Origin of the sequence: Bartonella sp. AA168HLJHH (assembly GCF_042197365.1) — a bacterium.
GTDB lineage: Bacteria > Pseudomonadota > Alphaproteobacteria > Rhizobiales > Rhizobiaceae > Bartonella.
Window position 1 is genome coordinate 71983 of the sequence record NZ_JBHIRS010000006.1, and the last position, 24195, is coordinate 96177.

Sequence of the window (24195 nt, forward strand, 5' to 3'; positions counted from 1 at the left end):
AAGAGGGTGATTTATTATGAAAGATAAACATATAGCTGTGTTAATGGGAGGTTTTTCTTCTGAACGGTCTATAAGTTTATCTTCAGGGGCGGCGTGTGCTGATGTTTTAGAGGTGCAGGGGTATCGCGTGAGCCGCGTGGATGTTGATGCTCATATTGCTTCTGTTCTTGAACAGTTGCAGCCCGATATTGCCTTCAATGCATTGCATGGTCCATTTGGTGAAGATGGTCGGATTCAGGGGATTCTTGAATATTTAAAAATTCCTTATACTCATTCTGGCGTGATGGCATCTGCTTTGGCAATGGATAAGGGACGTGCAAAAATTATCGTTGCAAATGTTGGGGTTTGTGTTGCTCCTTCTCGTATCATGAGCCGCTTTGCTTTGGGCCGAACGCATCCCATGGAGCCTCCTTATGTAATTAAACCTGTGTGTGAAGGATCAAGTTTTGGTGTTGTCATTGTTCAAGGAAATGAAGCTGCACCGCCGCATAATATTGGGGGAGCTGAGTGGGGGTATGCCGATGAGGTGATGATTGAAAAATATATTCCTGGTCGTGAATTGACTTGTGCTGTTTTGGGGAATGAAGTGCTGGATGTGTGTGAAATTCTTCCCGATAAACACTTTCCATTCTACGATTATGACTCAAAATATAAAACGGGTGGTTCTCTTCACATTTGTCCTGCACAACTTTCACTAAATATTTACCAAAGTGTGCAAAGAATGTCTTTAGCAGCCCATCAGGCGATAGGGTGTCGAGGTGTTAGCCGTTCTGATTTTCGTTTTGATGAAAAAACGGGAGAATTGGTTTGGCTTGAAATTAATACGCAACCAGGTATGACCTCGACGTCTCTTCTTCCTGATATTGCAAAAGCGAGCGGCCGTACTTACGGCGATATTGTTCAATGGATGGTGGAGGACGCATCATGTATGCGTTGAATGTTAATAAAACAAATGTTCCGATGAAGGTGCTTTCAGTGCCGGCTTTGCCACGTCTTTATCGTCGTTTTCTTCGGTTTATGTTTGAGTTTGTTTTTGTCAATATTCATATTCCACGCCATTTCGGCTCTTTTGCTGTTGTGTGGTTTTTCTTTGTTACGGCTTTTTATGGACTTTCATCAAGTGGTCAGATGGCTGTGATCGTAAATACGATCATATTGGATAGTAGTTTTGTGGTCACTCATGTCGATATAAGCGGTAATAAGCGCTTGGCAAAGCAGGATATTTTTAAAATTTTAAAACTTGATGTTGCGCCTTCTATATTCACTTTTGATGTTGAAAGAGCGCGTTCTCTGTTGGAAAAACAGGCTTGGGTGCAATCGGCTAATGTTCAGAAAATTTATCCCAATAGAATGCGCATTTCCATCGTGGAGCGTGAACCCTATGCCATTTGGCAACATGATGGCATAATGGATATTGTTGATAATACAGGTCGTGTCATTGTGCCTTTTAAAGGAGAAATTGTTCGGGATTTACCTCTTGTGGTTGGGCAGGGTGCACAAAATGCTGCTAAAGTGTTTATTCAAGCGCTGTCAGTCTATCCGAAAGTATATGATCGTATTCGTGCTTTTGTGCGGGTAGGTGATAGACGTTGGGATCTTGTTTTGAATAATGGAATGCGCGTTATGTTGCCTGAAAATGGTGCTCTTGAAAGGCTTTCTTCTCTTTTTTCTTCCGGTATAATGCAAGATCTTTTATCTCGCGATATTCTCAGTGTTGATTTACGTCTTGCTGATCGAATTACTGTTTCTTTATCAGATGAAACGTTGGAGCGTTATCATGCTACTGTAGCAGAAGAAGAACGTATTTTAAAAGCGCGAAAGGCAGGAAGCCTATGATGCTACTCAGATCACATCATTTGAAGGGGCGTAAAACACGTTTTTTAACGGTACTTGATGTCGGTTCAAGTAAGATTGTTTGTCTTATTGCTTGTTTGCGTCCTTTGAAGCATGCGCACTATTTACATGGTCGTACACATTCTACGGAAATTCTAGGCTTTGGAGTGCAGCGTTCACGTGGTATTAAATCCGGTGTTGTCATGGATATGTTTGCAGCAGAACAATCAATAAGATTGGCTGTTGATGCGGCAGAAAAAATGGCGGGTTTGGTGGTGGATTCAGTGATTGTGAATTTTTCCTCAAGTCGATTACAAAGTGCTTTGATTAATGGAAAGGTTCATTTGAATGGTCGTGAAGTCACCAAGCGTGATATGCGTATGGCCTTTTCAGATGTTTCGCGTAAAGCCTTTGATGCTGAACGTCATGTTATGCACTCAGTTCCAGTTTCGTATGTATTGGATGGAGATAAAGGAATTTTTGATCCTATTGGCATGGCAGGGGAAACATTTGGTGTCGATGTGCATGTGGTAACAGCAGAAACAGCCTCTTTGCGTAATTTGGAAACTTGTATTAATCGTGCACATTTGAGTGTTGAAGCAATGGTTGCTACTCCCTTTGCAAGTGGTCTTGCTGTCTTGATGAATGATGAGGCGCGTTTAGGGGCTGCATGTATTGATTTTGGTGGTGGAACAACAACATTTTCAGTGTTTTTTGAGGGGAAATTTATTCATGCAGATGCTCTTGCTGTTGGGGGGCATCATGTCACTCTTGATGTTGCGCGCGGATTTTCTATGTCTTTAACAGAGGCGGAACGTTTAAAAGTTGTTTATGGTTCAGCACTTTTAACAAGTGCTGATGAGCGGCAAATGATTAATGTAGCAGAAATTGGGAGTGAACAGCGTGAAACTCAATATCCTCGCGCGGTTCTTGGGCGTATCATTCGTGCGCGTGTTGAAGAAATTTTAGAAATGGTCCGTGATTGTTTAAATCGTTCTGGTTTTGGTCACATCATTGGTAAACGTGTTATTTTGACTGGGGGAGCAAGCCAGTTAACAGGATTGCCAGAAATGGCACGTACTATATTAGGAAGAAATGTTCGTATCGGGCGGCCTTTAGGTATTTCGAGGCTTCCTTCTCTTGCAAAAGGGGCGGCGTTTACATCTGCTGTTGGGTTGTTAATTTATCCGCAATTGGTGGGTTTTGAAGAAAAAACAATGCAGGCGGCAGGAAATCATTTATCGATGGGCACGCGTGGATATTTTCAGCGTGTTGGTCAGTGGTTGCGTGAGAGTTTTTAGTTAAGTCTAGTTGGATAAATTTCATCGCTTTGGCTTGCGGTGTCTTATGAGAAGGAAAAGAAAATGACGATTAATCTGCATCGGCCAGATATCGCGGAATTGAAGCCACGCATTACCGTTTTTGGTGTTGGAGGTGGTGGCGGGAATGCCGTGAATAATATGATAAATGCTGGTCTTCAGGGAGTTGACTTTGTTGTTGCAAATACGGATGCACAGGCTTTGGCTATGTCAAAGGCTGAACGTGTTATCCAACTTGGGGCAGCTGTGACAGAAGGTTTGGGTGCTGGGGCTTTGCCTGAAGTTGGACAAGCGGCGGCGGAGGAATGTATTGATGAAATTATTGATCATCTTGCAGACTCTCATATGGTTTTCATTACTGCTGGTATGGGGGGAGGAACTGGAACAGGGGCTGCTCCCGTTGTTGCTCGCGCAGCGCGTGAAAAAGGTATTTTGACTGTTGGTGTTGTGACAAAGCCGTTTCAGTTTGAAGGCGCACGTCGTATGAAAACGGCAGAGGCAGGTATTGAAGAATTACAAAAGTCTGTCGATACATTGATTGTTATTCCCAATCAAAATCTTTTCCGTATTGCAAATGATAAGACAACGTTTGCTGATGCTTTTGCTATGGCTGACCAAGTGCTTTATTCTGGTGTTGCTTCCATTACGGATTTGATGATTAAAGAGGGTTTGATTAACCTTGATTTTGCTGATGTTCGTTCTGTTATGCACGAAATGGGTCGAGCCATGATGGGAACGGGTGAGGCATCTGGTGATGGGCGTGCTTTGGCTGCGGCTGAAGCTGCTATTGCAAATCCATTGTTGGATGATACCTCTATGCGTGGGGCGCGTGGTTTATTGATTTCTATTACGGGTGGTCGTGATATGACTCTCTTTGAGGTTGATGAAGCTGCTAATCGTATTCGTGAAGAAGTAGATGCTGATGCGAATGTGATCTTTGGCGCTATTGATGATGAGTCATTGGAAGGTGTTATTCGTGTTTCTGTGGTTGCCACCGGTATTGATCGTGAAGTTAGTGATGTGGTTCAGTCCTCTCATCCTCAGATTCAAAGGCCTGCTTCTTCAATACGCAAGAGCGATCCTGGAACGTCACACAGTTCTTTTCATGTTCAATCATCGCCTCTGCGTTCTGAGTCAATGGTAGAAGTGATCGAATCACTTGAAATAGAGAAGGGTAAATCAACCGGAGAACAGTTCCGTCCCAAAAGTCAAATTTTTGCACAACCTGCAGAAGCAATGACGACACGAAGTGCCACGAATGCTGTTGCGTATGGTTCAAATGCTGTTCAGGAACAGAGATCCAATGTGCCTCGTATGCAAGTAAGCCGTGGTTCTCAACAGGCGATGACGGCTCCTGTGAGTATGGAGGCAACAGCGCATGTTCTTGATGAGATGACAGGGCTTGTGAAGCAAAAAGAAAAGCCAGTGCAACCAAAACAAATGCAACAAATGCAAGCGCGCGCTCCAATGCGTATGCCTGAGTTAAAGGATTTTCCACCTGTTGCTCATGGACAAAGTCAAAGAACATTTGTGACTGATCAAGGTCCTCGTAATCTTTGGCAGCGTTTGAAACAGAGCTTGACACATCGTGAAGAAGCTGAGCCAGAAGCGAGGCTGGAGCCTGCTGTTAGATCGTCTCAGCAGAAAGATTCTCATGTTTACAATAAAAATTCTCAGACGCTTTCTCAAGATGCTTCTGTTTATGTTCCACGTCGTTCTGGTGAGCTGCATCCTCAGGTACCACAAGATCAGCGTACTTTTATAAGTGAAGAAGATCAGTTGGAAATACCAGCATTTTTACGTCGTCAGGCAAATTAATTGATGAAAAATGAGGTAAAGTAAGAAATTTTATTATTTCTTTAATGCTCAGTCAAAAATTATACAGTAAAATATATTACTGTTTTTTGGATAAAATACTTTGTTTTAAAAAGACCGCTTACAATAAGCGGTTTTTTTTTATTATTTACTATGAATATTTTTTATAGTTTTATAAATTTTGTTAAAAGATGTACAAGCAATTTAATAAAATGATATGATGAATTTAGTACCAAAATATCAGTCTACTCTTAAAAAAGCAGTAACATTTAAGGGGATTGGCGTTCATAGTGGCTGTTTATCAGTGGTAAAGGTTTGTCCAGCGGATGTTGGGTGTGGTATTGTTTTTAAGCGTTGTGGATTAGACGGAACAGAGAAAGTATTTCAAGCCCATGCATCGCAAACAGGAAAAACTGAATTATCAACAGTACTTGGAGATGGAGATGTAAGGGTTGAAACAATTGAACATTTGATGGCGGCAATTGCTGCTTATAATTTGGATAATCTTGTTATTGAAGTATCACATAATGAGATTCCTATTTTGGATGGTTCAGCGTGGCTATATTGCCAAGCTTTTGAAGATGTTGGTATTGTAAAGCAAAATGCGTTGCGTTCTTATTTCATTATAAAAAAGCCGGTGCGGGTTGAAGGAGCTCATGGTGTTGCAGAGCTTTTGCCATTCGATGGACGTCGTTTTGATATAACGATCTCTTTTCCTTCTTCTGCTATTGGTAAGCAACATTTCAGTTTTGATCTTACCACTCGAGGGTTTAGGGATGATTTGTCACGTGCGCGCACTTTTGGTTTTATCAAAGACGTGGAAGAATTAAGGCTTTCTGGAAAGGCGAGAGGCGCTTCTTTGGAAAATTCTCTTGTTATCGACCTTAATGATAAAATTTTAAATCCCGATGGTCCTTATTGGGAGAATGAATGTGTTCGGCACAAGATGCTTGATGCGATTGGTGATGCTGCTTTGCTTGGGGCACCTTTTATTGGATTATTTCGTTCTTATTGTAGTGGGCATAGAATTAATGCGCAATTGGTGAAGGCTGTTTTGGCAGACGAATCATATTATGAAAAAAGCTTTTTAGAGAAAAAGTAAAAAAATTGGCAAGATTTTTTTATCGTTTATTTGATTTTTAAGGGGATGATTGACCTAAACTGCTAAATTGGTTATGTGGATTTTAAAGTGATATGGTATAAAACCTTTGATAAATTGTTTTTGCTACAAGGTGATATTCTGTGGAGGCCGGAAAAACTATGAAAAAATCTCATGTGTGCATTGGAAATATGACATATAGAAAATCTAACATTGTACGCAAGATATTGGGGGTGGTGCTTTTGGGAAGCACCTGTATGTTAGCGGGATGCCTCTTTAAAGAGAAAAATACCCTTGATCCATCTGCTTATGTTTTGAAAATAGAGCCACCAGATGTTTTATATAATCAGGCGCTTGCTAGCCTTGAAAGTGGGCGGCTTGGGGATGCATCGAAGAAGTTTTTGAAGATTGAAAAACAGTACGCTTATACAGACTGGGGACGTAAATCTTTGGTCATGGGTGCTTTTACTAATTATCGACTCGGAAAGTATGATGATTCAATTAGTATGGCTCAACGCTATATTACTCTTTATCCAGGGTCGACTGATTCGGCTTATGCATACTATATTATTGGTCTTTCTTCTTTCCGTCGGATTCCTGATGTTACGCGTGATCAACGTGACACGAAACGTGCTATTGCTGCTATGCAGCTTCTTATAGAGCGTTATCCTAATTCTGAGTATGTCAAGGATGCTAAGGATAAAATCCGTTTTGGTCGCGAACAACTGGCTGGTAAAGAAATGCAGATTGGCCGTTATTATGAAGAGGGGCGGCGCTATCTTGCGGCAAGTAGACGGTTTCGTACCGTGGTTGAAGAGTATTCTGATACAAATCAAATTGAAGAAGCACTTTTCCGCTTGACTGAGGTTAATCTTGCTCTCGGCTTAACGTCGGAAGCACAGACGGCAGCAGCTATTTTAGGACGTAATTATCCCAAAAGTGAGTGGTATAAATTTTCTTATAATCTCTTGCAGAAGAATAAAATATCACCACGTGAGCATAAATCTTCTTGGATCTCAAATGCTTTAGGTGGTGACAAGAAGAGGGTACGTTGATTCTCTATGTTGGTACAGCTTTCGATTCATAATATTGTTTTGATCGAAACGCTCGATATTCATTTTACAGCGGGGTTGACGGTTTTAACTGGAGAAACGGGTGCGGGGAAGTCTATTCTCCTTGATGCTTTATCACTTGCTCTAGGGGGGCGGGGTGATGCTTCGCTTGTGCGTCATGGGGCTGACCGCGGGCAGGTCACAGCTGTTTTTGATGTGTCTGTTTCACATCCTGCACGTCAACTTATTCGTGAGAATGGTCTTGATGATGAGGGTGATATTATTTTACGACGTGTGCAATCAAGTGATGGACGTAGCCGTGTTTTTATCAATGATCAGGCGTCTAGTGTTGCATTGATGCGGAGTGTTGGCCGTTTGCTGGTTGAAATCCATGGACAACATGATGATCGTGCGCTTGTTGATGTTGCTACACATCGCCAATTATTAGATGCCTTTGGTGGTCTTGAAAATGAAGTGGAAAATTTGCGTCAGTGTTATCACACATGGCGTGAATTTGAGGAGCGTTTGCAACGGCAGCGTCTTAAAGTAGAGAGTGCTGTACGGGAGGTTGATTATCTTCGTGCGTGTGTAGAAGAGCTTGAAAAGCTTGATTTTAAAGTTGGTGAAGAGGAAGCTCTTTCTCTTCGTCGTGCTGATATGCTTAAATTAGAAAAAATAGCGACAGATATTAAAGAAGCGGATGATCTTTTAACGGGTCAAAAATCACCAATCCCAGTGCTTTCTAATTTGGTGAGGCGTTTGGAGCGGAAAATTCCTGAGGCGCAAGAACTTATTGCACCAGTGGTGAAATCTATTGATGAGGCATTGCATGCACTTGCAACAGCACAAGAAGGTATTGAGACGGCAATACGAGCATTAGATTTTGAACCTGATGAATTGGAACGGATAGAAGAGCGTCTTTTTTCTCTTCGGGGTTTTGCTCGTAAATATCAAGTTTCTGCGGATGAATTGATTCAGTTACGCGATAAAATGGACGCAGAACTCGCTGATTTTGAAGAGGCTCAGACTATATTGACATGTTTTGAAGATGAGGCAGAGCAGGCAAAGAAAAATTATGATACATTGGCGCAAGCCTTAACAATAAAGCGTCGGGAGACAGCAAAACATTTATCTGAAAGTGTTATGGCTGAGTTGCCGGCATTGAAATTAGAGAGGGCTGAATTTATTGTTGAAATGCAAAGTGATATGGAAAAGCGGAGTGCAGAGGGATGTGATCGTATTGAATATTGGGTGCGAACAAATCCTGGAACACGTGCTGGGCCGATGCTTAGTGTGGCTTCTGGCGGTGAATTATCTCGTTTTTTGCTGGCATTAAAAGTTGTTTTATCTGATCGAGGATCAGCACCGACGCTGATTTTTGATGAAATTGATACAGGCGTTGGGGGGGCTGTTGCAGCGGCTATTGGGCATCGGTTGCAACGCTTATCAGAACATGTCCAAGTTTTTGCTATTACGCATGCTCCACAGGTTGCATCGAAAGCGCATGGTCATTTTCTTATTTCAAAAATTGAGAGTCATGATAAAGGACGCTTTGTTACTGCGATTCATAAAATGAAAGAACATGAGCGTGCAGAAGAAATTGCCCGTATGTTGGCTGGAGAACAGATTACTGAAGAAGCGCGTGCAGCGGCTCAAAAGCTTCTAGCATAAAGGTAATTAGTCAGCGATAAAAATACTAGAAAGCTTATATTTATTGAGATTCACTTGATGAGGAGGCGTGGGAGGCCCTTGTGGCAGCGCTTGTAATGTGGAATAGATTTTATGAACAAAGATGCATATAAAAATCTCACAGCTGTTGAAGCAGAACGTGAATTAGAGTGGTTGGCAAAAGAGATTGCACGTCATGATGTGCTTTATAATCGTGATGATCAGCCTGAAATTTCTGATGCAGAATATGATGCTTTACGTCGTCGTAATGCAGAAATTGAAGCTCTTTTTCCAGAGCTTATACGTATTGATTCTCCTTCACATAAAATTGGAGCACCAATTTCTGAAAAATTTGAAAAATCTGTTCATGCACAGCCTATGCTTTCACTTGATAATGCGTTTAGCTCTGAAGATGTTACTGAATTTGTTGAGCGTATTCGTCGTTTTTTACGGCTTCCAGAAACACAAGTGTTGGAAATAACAGCGGAGCCAAAAATTGATGGTTTATCTTTGTCTTTACGCTACGAAAAGGGGCGGCTTGTGCGTGCGGCAACGCGTGGGGATGGAACTGTCGGTGAAAATGTGACGGCAAATGCCCGAACAATTGCTGATATCCCACAAGTTTTGCAAGGTGATTTTCCTGATATCATTGAGGTGCGTGGTGAAGTTTATATGGGGCGGGAAGATTTCCAAGCGCTGAATATCAGCCAACAAGAGAAGGGCAAGTTAACCTTTGCCAATCCTCGAAATGCGGCGGCTGGTTCACTCCGTCAGCTTGATTCACGGATAACCGCTAGCAGAAAACTTCAATTTTTTGCTTATGCTTGTGGTGAGGTGAGTGAAATATTGGCAGAAAGTCAAATGGAGATGATGAAAAAGCTAAAAGAATATGGCTTTTTTATCAATCCATTAACAAAAGTCTTTAAGACAGTAAAAGAAATTATTTCGTATTATCACGATATCGAAGAATGCCGTCATTCTTTAAGCTATGATATTGATGGTATTGTTTATAAGGTTAATGATTTGATGCTCCAAAAGCGTTTGGGGTTTGTTTCTCGTTCGCCGCGTTGGGCTATCGCCCATAAATTTCCAGCAGAAAAAGCGATAGCGCTTTTGGAAGATATTGACATTCAAGTTGGTCGCACGGGAGCTTTGACACCTGTTGCACGTCTTACGCCTATTACTGTTGGTGGAGTGGTGGTGACCAATGCTAGTTTGCATAATGAGGATTATATTAAGGGAATTGGTCATAAAGGAGAGCCCATTCGTGAAGGACGTGATATCCGTGTAGGTGATAGCGTGATTGTACAACGTGCTGGTGATGTGATCCCTCAAGTTATTGATGTTATCATTGAAAAACGCCCGAAAGATGCTGCTGTTTTTATTTTTCCTCATTTGTGCCCAGCTTGTGGGAGTCATGCTGTTCGTGAAGTGGGAGAAGCCGTGCGTCGCTGTACAGGGGGGCTTATTTGTCCTGCACAAGCAATTGAACGTATTCGTCATTTTGTTTCACGCAATGCTTTTGATATTGAAGGCTTGGGTAAAAAACAGGTAGAGTTTTTTTTCCATGTTCAAGATGAAGCGCTTTGTATTCATACACCAGCCGATATTTTTACGTTACAACGGCGCCAAGAAAAATCTTTGATACGTTTGGAAAATATGGAAGGTTTTGGTACTGTTTCAGTGCGGAAATTGTATGATGCCATTAATGCGCGCCGAGAAATTCCTTTGAGCCGTTTTTTGTTTGCATTGGGGATTCGTCATGTTGGCGAAGTGAATGCACGCCGCCTTGCACGTGCTTATAAAAATTATACAGCTTTTGAGACTGCGGCTATGGAAGCATTTATGCCATGTGATAAGGAAAATGAAGAAGGAAATGAGGCTTGGATAGAGCTTACCAATATCGAAGGAATTGGACCACAGGTAGGGAGCGCAATTGTTGATTTTTATCAAGAAGAGCATAACCGTGAGATTTTATCTGTTTTGCTTGAAGAAGTAACTCCTCTTGATGAGGAGCCTATCATAGCAGATTCTTCACCAATAGCGGAGAAGATCATTGTTTTTACAGGAACTTTGGCGCATATGTCACGTGATGAAGCAAAAGCATTGGCAGAGCGATTGGGGGCTAAAACATCTGGTTCACTTTCTAAAAAAACAGATCTTCTTGTTGCAGGACCTGGAGCGGGCTCCAAATTGGCTAAAGCTGAGGAATTAGGTGTTGAGGTTATCGATGAAGAGGCTTGGCTACAGCTGATTGAGAAACATAATGTTTAGAGGATGTTTTCTAGAAGATCGTATGCTGTTTGTATGATTATCTCTCTTACATTTTTTGGGGGATGAAATCAAAAAGAGGGATAATAGTGGCTGTTTTTTGCAAAAACAGAGCGCCATATATTTTAATATTTATTACGTTATTTAAAATAATTAACGTTGAGCTTAAATATTAAACTTAAACTATTATGATGAAGAATATACAAGGTTATTATTAGTAAAATTTATAAATTATCATTGTGAAGCAAGGTAAAAATTGTAAATAAATATGTATAATTTAATCCAAAATGCCGTAATAAACCAATTATAATGACGTAATAGAAATATAACGCGGAAAATTACAAAATATAACGAAAGTTTCCATATAAAGGAAATAGGGATATAATAATGTCTAGATGGAGATCGCCAAGATAAGTATTACCACGTATAGGTGTATCTCATCTTGCTTCACCTAGGTTAGCGTTTACCATACCAGCAAAAAACTTGAAGTATCTTGTAGAAATATTTTTCATATTTCCTGACGCAGATAAATATTTTTCCCTTAAAAAGAGAAAATCCTGTGTTTTGTAGAAAGAGTAAAAGTTATAGGTTGCTTCATTTAAAGGGGCATTGTTGCTTCTTTTGCCCATTTTTTATCTTCTTCATTTAAGTAAGGTGCATTCATCTGATAAACGCGCGCATGGTAATCATTGAGCCATTGTCGTTCTTCTTGTGTCAAAAGCTCTGGAAGGATTAACCGTCGATCAATGGGGCAATGTGTGAGTGTTTCGAATGAGAGCATTTCTATATCTCCGCCATCAATTTTTTGTGCTGGTTTCACAATCATCAAATTTTCAAGACGGATACCAAAAGCGCCTTCGCGGTAATAGCCTGGCTCGTTTGAAAGAATCATACCGGAGATGAGTTCTTGGCACCCTTTGCGAGAAATATTTTGCGGTCCTTCATGGACAGAAAGATAAGATCCAACACCATGACCGGTGCCATGGGCATAATCAAAACCAGCTTTCCACAATGCAATGCGTGCAAGAGCATCAAGGTCTTGCCCTCGTGTGCCTTTTGGAAATCTGATAGTTGAAAGAGCAATCATGCCTTTGAGGACAAGCGTAAAACAGCGTTTTTCTTCTTCTCCAATATTCCCAATTGCTACGGTGCGTGTGACATCAGTCGTGCCATCACGATATTGTCCACCTGAATCAACGAGGTAAAGTTCACCGGCTTTGAGTTGTTTATTTGTTTGCGTTGTTACACGATAATGAATAATGGCACCATTTTCTCCTGCTGCTGAAATTGTATCAAAAGAAAGATCTTTAAGTTTTTCTCCCATTTCTTTTGCTGTATTTATGCGAAATTCTTCTAATTTTTGAGCAGCAGAAATTTCACTTATTGACCCTGGTATTTGTTTATCTAACCAAGAAAAAAAACGGGTTAGGGCAACACCATCGCGTAGATGCGCTTTGCGTGCGCCATTGAGTTCTGTGTCATTTTTAATGGCACGTGGTAGAGCAGCAGGATCGGTAAGTGTGATAAAAAAGCTATTTTTTTCTTCAATAACAGTTCGTAATTTTTCGCATGTTAGCTGTGGATCTAAGGCAAACACTGTCCCTTTTTGAACATACTCTTTGATCTTGGGAATAAGCTGTTCTGGTTCATATAATTTTGCATAACGTTCTAGATATTGTTTCTGTTCTACACCAAGTTTTTTGCTGTCAATGAATAAAGCTGGTGTTTCGTTAAGTGGAATGAGAGCAAAACAAAGGGAAAAAGGCGTGTTGGAAACATCATTGCCCCGTATATTGAATGTCCATGCAATGGAAGAGGGGTCTGTAAAAATAAAAGCATTTGCATGAGTTTGCTGTATATCTTTGTAAATCAAAGCGAGTTTTTCATCTGTATCGCACCCAGCATATTTGAGAGGGTGAATTGATAAGGCAGATTGTGGTAATTTTGGTTGATTATGCCAGAGCAAATCAATGGGATTATGTTGAACTTCTACAAGTTTTCCACCTGCTTTCATTTCTAATGCATTTCTCAATGCATTGGTGGCAGCAATCGTGTGGAGCCATGGATCAAAGCCAATAGAAAGTTTTTGACCATTTTTTTCAAGCCATTGTGAGGGAGGACAAGTTATGAGATCTTCATAATTAAAAATATCAGGATCAGTTTGTTGGCGAATTTGGAGCTTATATCGCCCATCTGTAAATATGATGGCTTTGTTTTTTAAAATCAGTGCAATCCCAGCTGATCCAGTAAAGCCGGTTAACCAGCTAAGGCGTTGAGCATGAGGAGGGACGTACTCTCCTTGATGCTCATCACACCGCGGAACAAGAAAACCATCGAGTCCAAGGTGATCGAGTTCTTTACGAAGGCAAGAAATGCGTTCTGCTGCATAAGCAGGATTTGTTGTCGCCTCAAAAGATTGATACATAACGACGTCCTTTTCTTTTATTTTATTTCAGATGTATCGTAACCCATCCTTGCCGGTGGTATGTTTCGATATGCTTCATTCCTTGTTTTATATAAGTCTCCAAAACATGGGCATGTTGTTCTTCAAGAATTCCAGAGAGTATAAGTGATCCCCCTTTTTGAAGTGCCTTTACCACTTCTTGCGCAAGTTCAATAAGCGGATTAGCAAGGATATTGGCAACGATGAGATCAAAAGGGGTTCGTGATGCAATTGCATCATGGGCAAAATCTGTTGCTGTAATAGCTGTAATATATTCCTTGACACCATTGAATTCGATATTGTGTTGTGCAACTTGAACAGCAATTGGGTCAATATCGGATGCAAGCACAGTAATTGGTTTGAGCATTGCTATACCAATGGCTAGTACACCGCTCCCAGTACCAAGATCAAGGGCATTTTTTGGATTTTCGTGTTTCATGACTTTGGCAATCATTTCTAAACAACCGGCTGTTGTTCCATGATGTCCGGTGCCAAAAGCTTGATTAGCTTCAATTTCAATAGGGAGAACATTTGCTGGAATGGCGTTTCGGTTGTGACTTCCATGAAGGAAAAAAGGACCAGCTTGCACAGGTTTTAGTCCTTCTAGGCTTTTTTGTACCCAATCAATGTTGGGTAAAACTTCCATATTAATTTTATCAAAATCTATAGAGAGAACGCTTGCAAAATGTTTTAATGCGTTCTCTTGATTGTCTTGATCGACATATAGAGAAAGCTCATATACAGCATTTTGTTCATCTATCTCTGTAAGAGCAAGAGGATAACCTTCTTCGTCAAAGGCTGTTTCTATAAGGGTATAGAACCGTTCTGCTTCATTTTTAGAAGCAGTATAATAGAGGCGAATTTGTTGCGACATGCTGTTCTTTCTTTTGATCGGTTTTTTTAGTTTAAGACGAGTTTTTTTAACCGTTCAATGGCGATTTCATCTTTTAATTCGCTATCGCTTTCTTTCGTGTCATAACGGATAACGCCAGCTAATTTTCCACCTTTTTTAAGTAAAAAAATTGCTGCTGTATGGTTATATGTATAGTTTCCATCTGTTTCAGGAACTTTTTCAGCAACGATGTTGAAAGAATTGACCATTTTATGAACCTTATCAGGATCTCCACTAATGCCAACAATTTTATTGTTAAAATTACTGAGATAATCATGGAGTACTTTTGGTGTGTCACGTTCAGGATCAACAGTCACAAACCATATACCTAATTTATCAGCTTCAGGCCCAAGGGCTGTAAGCCATCGATCAAGATTCATCAGTGTGGTAGGGCAGCTTTCAGGACACATAGTGAAGCCGAAAAAAATTATTGAAGGCTTGCTTCGAACATCAGCCTCAGTAATATTTTTTCCATTAGAATCAGTGAGAGTAAAGTTATCACCTAAAGGCTTATTTGTCAGCGTATCATAAATAAAAACACCTGCAAGAAATATGATTGTCAGCCCCAAGATGCGTATTACATTTTTCATAGTTTGACTCTCTTAGATAGATCGAGAAATTGTAACATCGGCAGGTTTGTTTTGCAATGTTTGTTTCATGGTTGATTTTATTGGCTTGATTGGTATGTCTTTCCATATCTATTGATAAAACATTGGTGAAAGATGTATGAATATTGAGAAAGATCTTCGATTTCATGAAAGTGAACCTCGTATCCATACGACAGCGCGGCTGCATGGTTGTAAATTAGGGCGCTATGTGGAAATTAATGAGCGGGTGATTTTACGGGATGTAACCGTTGGAGATTTTTCTTATTTAGAGCGTAATAGTGAGGCTATTTATAGCGATATTGGGCGTTTTTGTTCTATTGCATCTCATGTACGGATGAATGCGTTGGAGCATCCTATGGAGCGCGTTTCAACGCATAAAATAACCTATCGTCCAAACGAATATTTTCGTTATATGGCATTAGATAGTGGTTTTCGTGAAAGGCGTTGTGCAAAACGTGTTATTATTGGGCATGATGTGTGGATTGGACATGGTGCGGTTATTATGCCTGGAGTGACAATTGGTCATGGCGCTATCATTGGCGCGAACGCTGTTATAACGAAAGATGTTATGCCTTATACGATTGTCGTTGGGGTGCCTGCTAAGCGATTGCGGATGCGTTTTCCCAATCATGTGATAGAATACCTTTTAGATATGGCTTGGTGGGATTGGCCACTTGATAAAATTCACGACGCATTGCCTGATATGCAAAATCTGCCCATTGAAGCCTTTGTTCGTAAATGGAAATGATAGTCAGAATAAAACAAAATGATCTCTTGGAAAAACGGATCATGGTTTGCTTGTAATTAAGCTTTGTTTACAAAATTGTCTAGTACACGCTTTTCTCCGGCTTTTTCGAACATTATTGTCAATTTATGATCGTCTATTGCTGTAATATGACCATAACCAAATTTTATGTGAAAAATCCGATCATTGACAGAAAAATCTGATGGTACATGAGAGATTGATTGCGTGATAATTTTTCCTTCAATATTCTTGTTTTTTTGTGCACGCTTTTGTCTTGGTGTTGCATAGTCATTATAAAAAGAATCGTGATATTGAAAAGAAGATTTTCCATAACCACCATAGGATGTTTCCATTTCTACAACTTCTATATGTTCTGCTGGTAATTCATCTAGAAAACGGGAGGGAAGAGCAGGTTGCCAAAGTCCATGAATTCTTCGATTCGATACAAACCATATATGCAAATGTTTTTTTGCTCTTGTTAGACCTACGTAAGCAAGACGCCGTTCTTCTTCTAATCCTGAACGTCCACCTTCATCTAATGAGCGCTGGTGGGGAAAGAGTCCTTCTTCCCAACCTGGAAGAAAAACTGTTTCAAATTCAAGTCCTTTGGCTGAATGAAGTGTCATGATGTTGACTGCATCCATATTTTCATTATTTTCCGTTTCCATAACGAGTGCAACATGTTCCAAAAAACTTTGAAGATTTTCAAATTGTTCCATGGAACGAATCATTTCTTTAAGATTTTCTAGTCTTGTAGGAGCCTCTGGTGAGCGATCTTCTAACCACATGGTTGTATAACCAGAATCATCAAGGACGATCTCGGCAAGTTCTCTATGAGGAGTGTCTTGAAGCATATTTTGCCAGCGGCGGAAGTTTTCAATGAGGCTTCGTAACGCACTGCGTGCCTTAGGCTTTAATTCATCTGTTTCAATGATGTCAGCGGCAGCAGAAAAGAGAGGAACAGCACGTGCACGTGCACTCTCATAAAGAATGCGCAGGGTTGCATCTCCTATGCCGCGTTTGGGTGTATTAATAACACGCTCAAAAGCTAAATCATCAGTGGGTTGGACAACAACGCGTAAATAAGCCATGGCATCACGTATTTCCATTCGCTCATAAAAACGAGGACCACCAATGACGCGATAATTAAGGCCAAGCGTTACAAAGCGATCTTCAAATTCACGCATTTGAAATGATGCGCGTACCAATATAGCCATATGATTTAATGCATGACCGGTTTGTTGTGCACGTTCGATTTCTTCTCCGATTGCTCGTGCTTCTTCTGCCGAATCCCATGCTGAATGAATTTTTACCTTTTCTTCCTCACTCTTTACTTGAGCAGAAAAAAGGACTTTTCCCAGTCTTTCTTCATTATGAGCAATGAGATGGGAGGCGGTTTTAAGAATATGAGATGTTGAGCGATAATTGCGTTCTAGACGAATAATTTTAGCAGAAGGAAAATCTTTTTCAAAACGTAATATGTTTTCGACTTTTGCACCACGCCATCCATAAATGGATTGATCATCATCGCCAACACAACAAAGATTAACATGTTGACCTTGAGGATGTTGGGCCAAAAGCCGAAGCCAAAGATATTGTGCTGTATTTGTATCTTGATATTCATCGACAAGAATATAACGAAATTGAGAATGATATTCGCGAAGAATATCTGGATTATGTTGGAAGATAGAGATAGAATGAAGTAGAAGGTCACCAAAATCACAAGCATTAAGATCTTTTAATCGATTTTGATAACTGTGATAAAGTTCACGTCCCATGCCGTTACCAAAGGAATGAGCATCACTTTTTGAGATATGTGTTGGTGAAAGTCCTTGATTTTTCCAAGAATCAATCATCATGGCAAGGTTTCGTGCGGGCCAACGCTTATCGTCTAATCCTTCAGCTTGAATAAGTTGTTTTAAAAGTCGAAGAACATCATCGCTATCGAGAATTGTAAAGTTTCTTTTTAAATCAACAAGCTCTGCGTGACGGCGTAAAATTTTAGCTCCAGTGGAATGAAAGGTTCCAAGCCAAGGCATACCTTCAACAACTTCTCCAATAAGTTCACCAATACGTGTTTTCATTTCACGGGCTGCTTTGTTGGTGAAAGTGACAGCAAGTATTTGTTGAGGTGAGGCGAGTCCAGAGCGTAAAATGTGAGAAATACGGGTTGTTAAAACGCGTGTTTTTCCTGTACCAGCACCTGCAAGAACTAAAAGAGGTCCTTCAGTATTCATAACAGCTTGTTGCTGTTCTGGATTGAGTTGTTCTAAATAGTCTGTGTTATATGATTTTTGTTCTTTTAGAGTATGGGAGAAAAAACCAGAGCTCTTCTTATCATGGTCTGGAGGGGAATCTTCTTCAAAGAAAGGTATGATGTGATCAGAAAAATTACTCATTATATCTCTTTTGTAGTCTTTTTTTTATTGAAGTTCTAGATTAAAAAAACTTCTCTTAAAAAGTTACAACAGTTTCAGTTGAACAGACAGAAAGAGAACGTAAAAAAATAAGCACAACCATTAAAGGCTTTGGGTGAGAACGCTTTGAAGGGCATAAACGCGTAACGAAGCCGAAAGATTTACTTGTTGTGGTCTTTTGCTATCAATATCGGTAATAATAAAGGCTAAAGATTGTCCTTTTTTGCGGGCTATATCTTTTAGAATATCTAAAAATGGTGGTTCTAAAGAGACGCTTGTTGCGTGTCCATCAACGCGAACAGATATCTTTCGTGGAATGACTTTTGACCAATCGATAGAATTATTTTCGTGCATTTTTCCACCTTTATTCGTCGTTTCGCAAACGATTTTGATCAAGAAATTTTTGCATTTTTAAAGATTTTTGCTGCTCAAAATTTTTTTCAGTTTTTGTTCGTCCAAAACGATAACGATTTTGCTCAGCACAAAGAGATTTTTCTGTACGTTTTTTTTGTTTTCGAAATTGGCGAAGATTAATCAATTCAGTCATGAGAAAAATTATTTTTTCCGAAAGGAATCTAAAGAGACAACATCAGCACTTTGATTTTGTTTTGCATCGTTATTTGAAGGTTCTTTATTTGTACTGAGATTTTGTTCTTTTGTAAGCGTATTTTCTATTTTTTGTTTGTTTGATAAGGTAATAGGCGTAGTTGAGGTATTTTCTGAATTTTCACTTTCTCCAGAGGTCAGATTTGAGGGCAGATCAAATGCTGCTTCAAATGCTGCTACAGGATCATAAAAGACCTGAATGGAAGTAAAAGGAATCACGAGCTTTTCGGTTATTTCCCTGAAAGAGAGAGTTACTTCGAAAGCTGTTTCTGAAACACTGAGATCTCTAAATTGATGCTGTAAGACGATTGTCATTTGCTCGGGATAGCGATTTTTTAGCCGAGGAGAAATTTTAACGCCTAGGGCATTTGTCAAAAAAGTTATAAAAAAATGATGATTTCCCGGAAGACCTGCTTTGGCAACTTCCGATAAAACTTTACGGATAACTCCACGAAGCGCATCCTGAACGAGAATATCGTAACGGATTTGATCTTTAACCATCGAAGTTTATTCCTTTTATTTCACGTAGCAGAATGGGGCGTATTGATATTGTGTGACAGAATATATTTTAAATTAGCAGATTTTTTCTACGATGCACCTCAATAAATCGAATAAATACGAAACTCTATGGTAAATAATGTCTGATAATGTCTGAAAGATCAATCAACAACATTTAAAAAAGTGAAGGCTTCTGTTGCCAGGTGCCTCCGAACCCCGCTTAAACCTGCGACGGTTTAAGACTTAAATTGAAACATTCACACCACCTTAAGCGGCGAGACGTGCTTCCGCATAGTTGTCATTTGCAACTACTCATTTAGCCCGATAACGGTGGTACAATGCCGAGTAAAAGAGCGATCTTTACACCCTTGTCGATCCTATTTCGCCCCCACCAAAATATAATTTTGATTTTTTATATTTTGGTGGAGGCGCCGGGTACCGCCCCCGGGTCCAATAGGTTTATTTCACCGTCCATTTATTACCATAGCTGGTAAACCAGCCCTCTAAATATAGATGAAGAACAGTCTTAGGAAAAGGGGGGTTGTTAATATTTTTAATCCTCTAATTATTTATGGAGCTATATGATGCGGCTGTAAAGTATAGTCCGCTCATTTTTGGAGAGGAGATGATGCAAAATGACAAATAATCTAGCAGATATTAAACTATATGATTTAAATCCCGATGAAGCAGCAGTAGAACGACTTAGCCGTCGTTTAGCTTTAGTGATGAAAAAGCAGGATGCAGCGCTTGTTGCTACATCGGATCCAAAAGAGTTAGAACGTGTTGAAAAATGGGTTCAAGATGTTTTAGAAGCCGATGAGAAGAGTGCTAAAATGGCTGTTTCAAAAGTGGCTGAGATGATGTCTGGAGAGCGTAGAAAAAGTCGTGTGACTTTTTATTATCTAGTTGCTAAGCACCTTAATGCACTTCATAAAATTTAAACAATATTAAATTTGTGATAATGATAAAAAAAAGCCCAATTTCTTGGGCTTTTTCGTTGATAAAAAGGGTTAATGTTTTTCATCCTCTTGGAGGTAGCCTCCTTTACGCATACTCGGGACAAAGAGAAGAGCAATGAATGCCATGATCATCACGACGGTTATATAAAAATAAAAGAGTGATTCATGACCGTACTTTTTTAATCCAAGCGCAACGTATTCAGCAGAACCACCAAATAAGGCGTTGCCAATGGCATGAGAGATGCTAACGCCTAATGCGCGTATTGAAGAGGGAAACATTGCTGATTTGACGACACCAGAGATGGATGTATACATGCTCATAATGAAGAGCAAGCCAATAATGACGGAAAAGGCAACCCATATACTATGCGTATTACCGATTATCCAGAGTCCAGGAAATGTAAAGATGGCAGAGAGTATACTCCAAATAATAAGTAAAGTTTTTGTTCCAATTTTATCGGCTATGATACCAGCTATGGGTTGGAATAGGATGAAAATGAATAGTACAGCTGTCATAATCGTTGTTGCGGTATGTTTATCAAAGCCGGTGGTTGTGATCAGATATTTTTGCATATAAGTCGTAAAGGTGTAAAACGTGAGTGATCCTCCTGATGCAAAGCATGCAATTACGACAACGGCTTTTGTATGCTTGGTGAGAAGTTCCTTAAGACTGCCAGAGTGTTTGTGAGAGCGGCTTTCTTTCGTGGTTGTTTCGTGGAGAGAACGACGCAGATAAATCGCAATCACTGCCCCGAATCCACCAATTACAAAAGGAATACGCCATCCCCATGCTTTTAACTGATCTTCAGAGAGATAAGATGCTAGAATAAATATAATGAAGCTGGCAAGAAGTTGACCTGTAATAAGGGTGGCTGATTGGAAAGAAGCAAAAAGCCCACGATGTTTTTTGAGAGCAACTTCGCTCATATAAGTGGCTGCTGTACCATATTCACCACCCGCTGAAAGTCCTTGCATCATCCGAGCTAAAAGTAAAAGGATTGCTGATGTTATTCCTAAGGTTTCATAGGTGGGAAGTATGGCGATGAAAAAAGAGCCACCACACATCATAAAAATGGATATAAGCATCGAGCGTTTACGTCCATAACGATCGGCGACAAATCCTAAAAACCAAGCTCCAATAGGGCGCATAAGAAAGCCAATAAAAAACACACCCGCGGTTTTTAACAGTGGTGTAATCGTATCACCATCGGAGGGAAAGAATTGTGATGCAAAATAAATTGATGCAAATGAGTACACGTAAAAATCATACCATTCTACGAGATTTCCTGATGCGCTTGCTATAATAGCAAAAACACGTTTTCTTGCATCCTGTGATGCTGAAGTTGTTTCATTTTTCATGAATTGTTCCCCTTTTGGATTTATAGTTCATATTTTCTAAACATAATTGTTTATGATTTCCAGAAAAATTCAATGGTATTATAACAATTTCTTAGGGAAACTCTTTAAGATGATTTATTAGAGTTATGTTGTCATTCGTTTTAAGATTTTTACTTGTGTTATAGAATAAAAAGTTATCACGTTGCATTTAAAGGGAGAGGACATTGAAAAGTAGATCAAGATACCTTTAAACTTTATGAGAAGAATGCAATTATTGGCATACCGGAAGATTATAGAAGAGATGGTCTTTATGAGCAGAAAGCCCCAAAACTGAAAATATTTCAAAAAGCTTAAGTAATGTAAAAGGGGATTTTGTGTCCTTAATTATCTTATTGTATCATAACACATCATTATTTAGGAGGGTGAGGTAAGCCTCAGATAAGGTTTTCCGTATGAGGTGTTTTTTAGATATCGTGATAAATATTTAGGGTAGGGCTGCCCATAGAATCTTATCAAGTAAATTACATAAAGAGGGCAGTAACTATAGACAATTTAAGAGAAACTGAGTTGTTTGTAAGACGAATGCGGGGCGGGCTTTTCGTTCTTTACTAGGGTGGAGAGGGAATCAAAAAAAGCCCAATTTCTTGGGCTTTTTTATCCAGAAAATAAGTTTAATGAAGTCTATTGTCTTTATCGAGATATCCTCCTTTATCTATATCGGGCATAAGAAGAATAGAGATGAGTGCAATGACCATCATACCAACGATGTAAAAAAAGAAAACAGATTCGTATCCCATATTTTTTAATCCAAGCGCTACATATTCAGCAGAACCGCCAAAGAGTGCGTTGCCAATGGCAAAAGCAAATCCAACACCAATTGCTCGGATTGAAGCAGGGAACAATTCTGCTTTTATGATACCAGCAATGGACGTATAAAAACTCATAACACAGAGTATTCCAATAATAATTAAGAGTGCTGTCCATGGATTATGGGCATTACCGATCATTTTAAGTACAGGAATGGTGCAGATAATGGATAATGCCCCCCAACTAATGAGTGAAGCTCTTGCTCCAATTTTATCGGCTAGGGAACCAAAAAGGGGTTGGAGTAGCACAAAAACAAAGAGGGCGGCAGTCATTATCGTTGTTGCGGTTTGTTTATCAAAACCAGTGGTTGTGATCAGATATTTTTGCATATAAGTGGTGTATGTATAAAATGTGAGAGATCCACCAGCTGTAAAGCCAACAACCAAAAAGAAAGCTTTTTTATGATTACGAAAAAGTTCTTTAAGACTACCAGCGTGTTGTTCAGAGCGGCTTTTGAGGGTTGTTGTTTCATGAAGCAAGCTACGCAGATAAATTGCAACGATTGCTCCAAAGCCACCAATGATAAAGGGAATACGCCATCCCCATGCTTTTAACTGATCCTCGTTAAGGTAAATGGCTAAAATAAATATTATAAAACTTGCCAGAAGTTGACCTGAGATCGTTGTTGCATATTGAAAAGAAGCAAAGAGACCACGACGATTTTTGGGCGCAACTTCACTCATATACGTTGCTGCTGTACCATATTCACCGCCAACGGAAAGCCCTTGAAACATACGGATTAAAAGGAGAAGAAATGCTGCTGTTATTCCCAAGGTTTTATAAGTGGGAAGTATGGCAATGAGAAAAGAGCCACCACACATCATAAAAACAGAAATAAGCATTGAGCGTTTACGTCCATAACGATCCGCAATGTATCCAAAGAGCCATGCTCCAATTGGACGCATAAGAAAGCCAATAAAAAAGATTCCTGCCGTTTTTAACAGTTGTGTAACAATATCTTCATCTTCAGGAAAAAATTGTGATGCAAAATAAACCGATGCAAAGGAGTAAGCATAAAAGTCGTACCATTCTACCAGATTTCCTGATGCGCTGGATATGATAGCAAAAATACGTTTCCTTGTATCATGTGGATCTAAAGTTGTTTGATTATTCATGAAGTATTCCCCTTTTAGATTTATAACTTTTCTTCTTTTTTAAGCTATTTACGATGTGCATTATAAAAACGCTATTGTATCATGATAATTTTTTAGGGAAACATAAAGATTTTTTCTAGAGCTATCAGTGGTGTTTTGGGCTCATGGTGTTGTTACATTGCGTAAATTATACGCTTTTTACTATCCTTAAGGAAATATTATTTTTTGTTTGATTGTGAATTATTTGCATATGCAGAGTGTTTATGAAGATATGATACTCTTTAGTTTATATGCTTGATGTTGTTTCGTAAAATGATGTTACTGACTATTGCATGCTAGGTTGGTGTATCAGTTAAAATACTTTTTAGGAATGATCTTAAGTGTTAAGGGGGAGTACAATATTAAGAGTTCCTCAATAGTATAATGATAGCGGCTTGCACTTTTATTAAGTGTAAAGAGAGTGATGCCCATGTTTATACTTTACGGGGCTTTTACGTGATGTCATTCACGGGTGCCGTTGTGAAATGGAGTTGGGTGCATTGAGAAATGTTTCTCAAAAAAGTGTGCGAATTCATAATAAAATGGTATTTTCTATTTTTCATGAAAGGATTTGTTTTGCATGAGGGGGTACTATTAAGAACGTATTAAACAAAATCATGAGTGTAATCTTT

The 24195-nt window shown here is 39.5% G+C and carries 20 protein-coding genes and 1 other RNA gene; 10 read left to right on the forward strand and 11 right to left on the reverse strand.

Translation table 11 applies throughout. The features are described 5' to 3' along the window. Positions 1 to 16 precede the first annotated feature (16 nt). From ACFINM_RS05330 to ligA, 8 genes are all read left to right on the forward strand, one after another. Positions 17 to 937: a D-alanine--D-alanine ligase gene (locus tag ACFINM_RS05330; protein ID WP_375611998.1), complete on the forward strand. Its 921-nt coding sequence runs from the start codon at positions 17 to 19 to the stop codon at positions 935 to 937. Further along, a complete protein-coding gene (locus tag ACFINM_RS05335) occupies positions 925 to 1836 on the forward strand; it encodes a cell division protein FtsQ/DivIB (RefSeq protein ID WP_375640842.1) in 912 nt (303 codons plus the stop codon). The genes ACFINM_RS05330 and ACFINM_RS05335 overlap by 13 nt, the downstream gene beginning before the upstream one ends. After that, positions 1833 to 3134, forward strand: coding sequence for a cell division protein FtsA (ftsA, locus tag ACFINM_RS05340; protein ID WP_375613372.1), 1302 nt, complete (start codon positions 1833 to 1835; stop codon positions 3132 to 3134). The genes ACFINM_RS05335 and ftsA overlap by 4 nt, the downstream gene beginning before the upstream one ends. A 63-nt stretch (positions 3135 to 3197) precedes the next feature. Further along, positions 3198 to 4970 carry a cell division protein FtsZ gene (ftsZ, locus tag ACFINM_RS05345; RefSeq protein WP_375621364.1) on the forward strand — a complete coding sequence of 591 codons (1773 nt, stop codon included), beginning with the start codon at positions 3198 to 3200 and terminating at the stop codon, positions 4968 to 4970. Positions 4971 to 5184: 214 nt separating this feature from the next. Then, positions 5185 to 6069, forward strand: a complete 885-nt coding sequence (gene lpxC, locus ACFINM_RS05350; RefSeq protein ID WP_375621363.1) for a UDP-3-O-acyl-N-acetylglucosamine deacetylase — start codon at positions 5185 to 5187, stop codon at positions 6067 to 6069. A gap of 158 nt (positions 6070 to 6227) precedes the next feature. Further along, entirely contained in the window at positions 6228 to 7121 is an 894-nt protein-coding gene (locus tag ACFINM_RS05355; protein WP_375621362.1) for an outer membrane protein assembly factor BamD, read from the forward strand. 6 nt (positions 7122 to 7127) lie between these two features. Next, a complete protein-coding gene (gene recN, locus ACFINM_RS05360; protein WP_375621361.1) occupies positions 7128 to 8789 on the forward strand; it encodes a DNA repair protein RecN in 1662 nt (553 codons plus the stop codon). Between the two features lie 111 nt (positions 8790 to 8900). Further along, positions 8901 to 11060 carry an NAD-dependent DNA ligase LigA gene (gene ligA / locus ACFINM_RS05365; RefSeq protein WP_375621360.1) on the forward strand — a complete coding sequence of 720 codons (2160 nt, stop codon included), beginning with the start codon at positions 8901 to 8903 and terminating at the stop codon, positions 11058 to 11060. Between the two features lie 434 nt (positions 11061 to 11494). Here ligA and ACFINM_RS05370 read toward each other — a convergent pair whose 3' ends face one another. From ACFINM_RS05370 to ACFINM_RS05385, 4 genes are read right to left on the reverse strand one after another with little or no spacing between them, the layout of a single operon-like run. Further along, positions 11495 to 11686: a hypothetical protein gene (locus ACFINM_RS05370; protein WP_375640860.1), complete on the reverse strand. Its 192-nt coding sequence runs from the start codon at positions 11684 to 11686 to the stop codon at positions 11495 to 11497. Then, positions 11656 to 13482 carry an aminopeptidase P family protein gene (locus tag ACFINM_RS05375; RefSeq protein WP_375621359.1) on the reverse strand — a complete coding sequence of 609 codons (1827 nt, stop codon included), beginning with the start codon at positions 13480 to 13482 and terminating at the stop codon, positions 11656 to 11658. Before ACFINM_RS05375 ends, ACFINM_RS05370 begins: the two co-directional genes overlap by 31 nt. 22 nt (positions 13483 to 13504) lie before the next feature. Next, positions 13505 to 14374: a 50S ribosomal protein L11 methyltransferase gene (locus ACFINM_RS05380; protein ID WP_375621358.1), complete on the reverse strand. Its 870-nt coding sequence runs from the start codon at positions 14372 to 14374 to the stop codon at positions 13505 to 13507. A gap of 26 nt (positions 14375 to 14400) precedes the next feature. Continuing rightward, entirely contained in the window at positions 14401 to 14982 is a 582-nt protein-coding gene (locus ACFINM_RS05385; protein WP_375621357.1) for an SCO family protein, read from the reverse strand. Positions 14983 to 15118: 136 nt separating this feature from the next. Here ACFINM_RS05385 and ACFINM_RS05390 point away from each other — a divergent pair, with 136 nt between their 5' ends. Beyond that, positions 15119 to 15748 carry a DapH/DapD/GlmU-related protein gene (locus ACFINM_RS05390; RefSeq protein ID WP_375640843.1) on the forward strand — a complete coding sequence of 210 codons (630 nt, stop codon included), beginning with the start codon at positions 15119 to 15121 and terminating at the stop codon, positions 15746 to 15748. Positions 15749 to 15804: 56 nt separating this feature from the next. On the opposite strand, the gene ACFINM_RS05395 is transcribed toward ACFINM_RS05390, so the two are convergent. The 5 genes from ACFINM_RS05395 to ssrA form a co-directional block, all read right to left on the reverse strand. Next, on the reverse strand, positions 15805 to 18144 hold the full coding sequence (locus tag ACFINM_RS05395; RefSeq protein ID WP_375640844.1) for an ATP-dependent helicase: 2340 nt from the start codon (positions 18142 to 18144) through the stop codon (positions 15805 to 15807). A gap of 120 nt (positions 18145 to 18264) precedes the next feature. After that, positions 18265 to 18516 (reverse strand): ribbon-helix-helix domain-containing protein, encoded by a 252-nt coding sequence (locus ACFINM_RS05400; protein ID WP_375612010.1) that lies wholly within the window; start codon positions 18514 to 18516, stop codon positions 18265 to 18267. Between the two features lie 10 nt (positions 18517 to 18526). Next, positions 18527 to 18709, reverse strand: a complete 183-nt coding sequence (locus tag ACFINM_RS05405) for a DUF4169 family protein (RefSeq protein WP_375612011.1) — start codon at positions 18707 to 18709, stop codon at positions 18527 to 18529. An 8-nt stretch (positions 18710 to 18717) separates the two neighbouring features. Then, positions 18718 to 19269: an SspB family protein gene (locus ACFINM_RS05410; protein ID WP_375629941.1), complete on the reverse strand. Its 552-nt coding sequence runs from the start codon at positions 19267 to 19269 to the stop codon at positions 18718 to 18720. A gap of 179 nt (positions 19270 to 19448) precedes the next feature. After that, positions 19449 to 19805: a transfer-messenger RNA gene (gene ssrA / locus ACFINM_RS05415) on the reverse strand. 96 nt (positions 19806 to 19901) lie between these two features. On the opposite strand from ssrA, the gene ACFINM_RS05420 reads away from it, so the two are divergent. Further along, a complete protein-coding gene (locus ACFINM_RS05420; RefSeq protein ID WP_375640845.1) occupies positions 19902 to 20207 on the forward strand; it encodes a DUF2853 family protein in 306 nt (101 codons plus the stop codon). 69 nt (positions 20208 to 20276) lie between these two features. Here the strand turns inward: ACFINM_RS05420 and ACFINM_RS05425 are convergent, their stop codons facing one another. Next, complete coding sequence (locus tag ACFINM_RS05425) at positions 20277 to 21584, reverse strand: MFS transporter (RefSeq protein WP_375621352.1); 1308 nt, start codon at positions 21582 to 21584, stop codon at positions 20277 to 20279. A gap of 650 nt (positions 21585 to 22234) precedes the next feature. Then, complete coding sequence (locus tag ACFINM_RS05430) at positions 22235 to 23545, reverse strand: MFS family transporter (protein WP_375640846.1); 1311 nt, start codon at positions 23543 to 23545, stop codon at positions 22235 to 22237. Positions 23546 to 24195 lie beyond the last annotated feature (650 nt).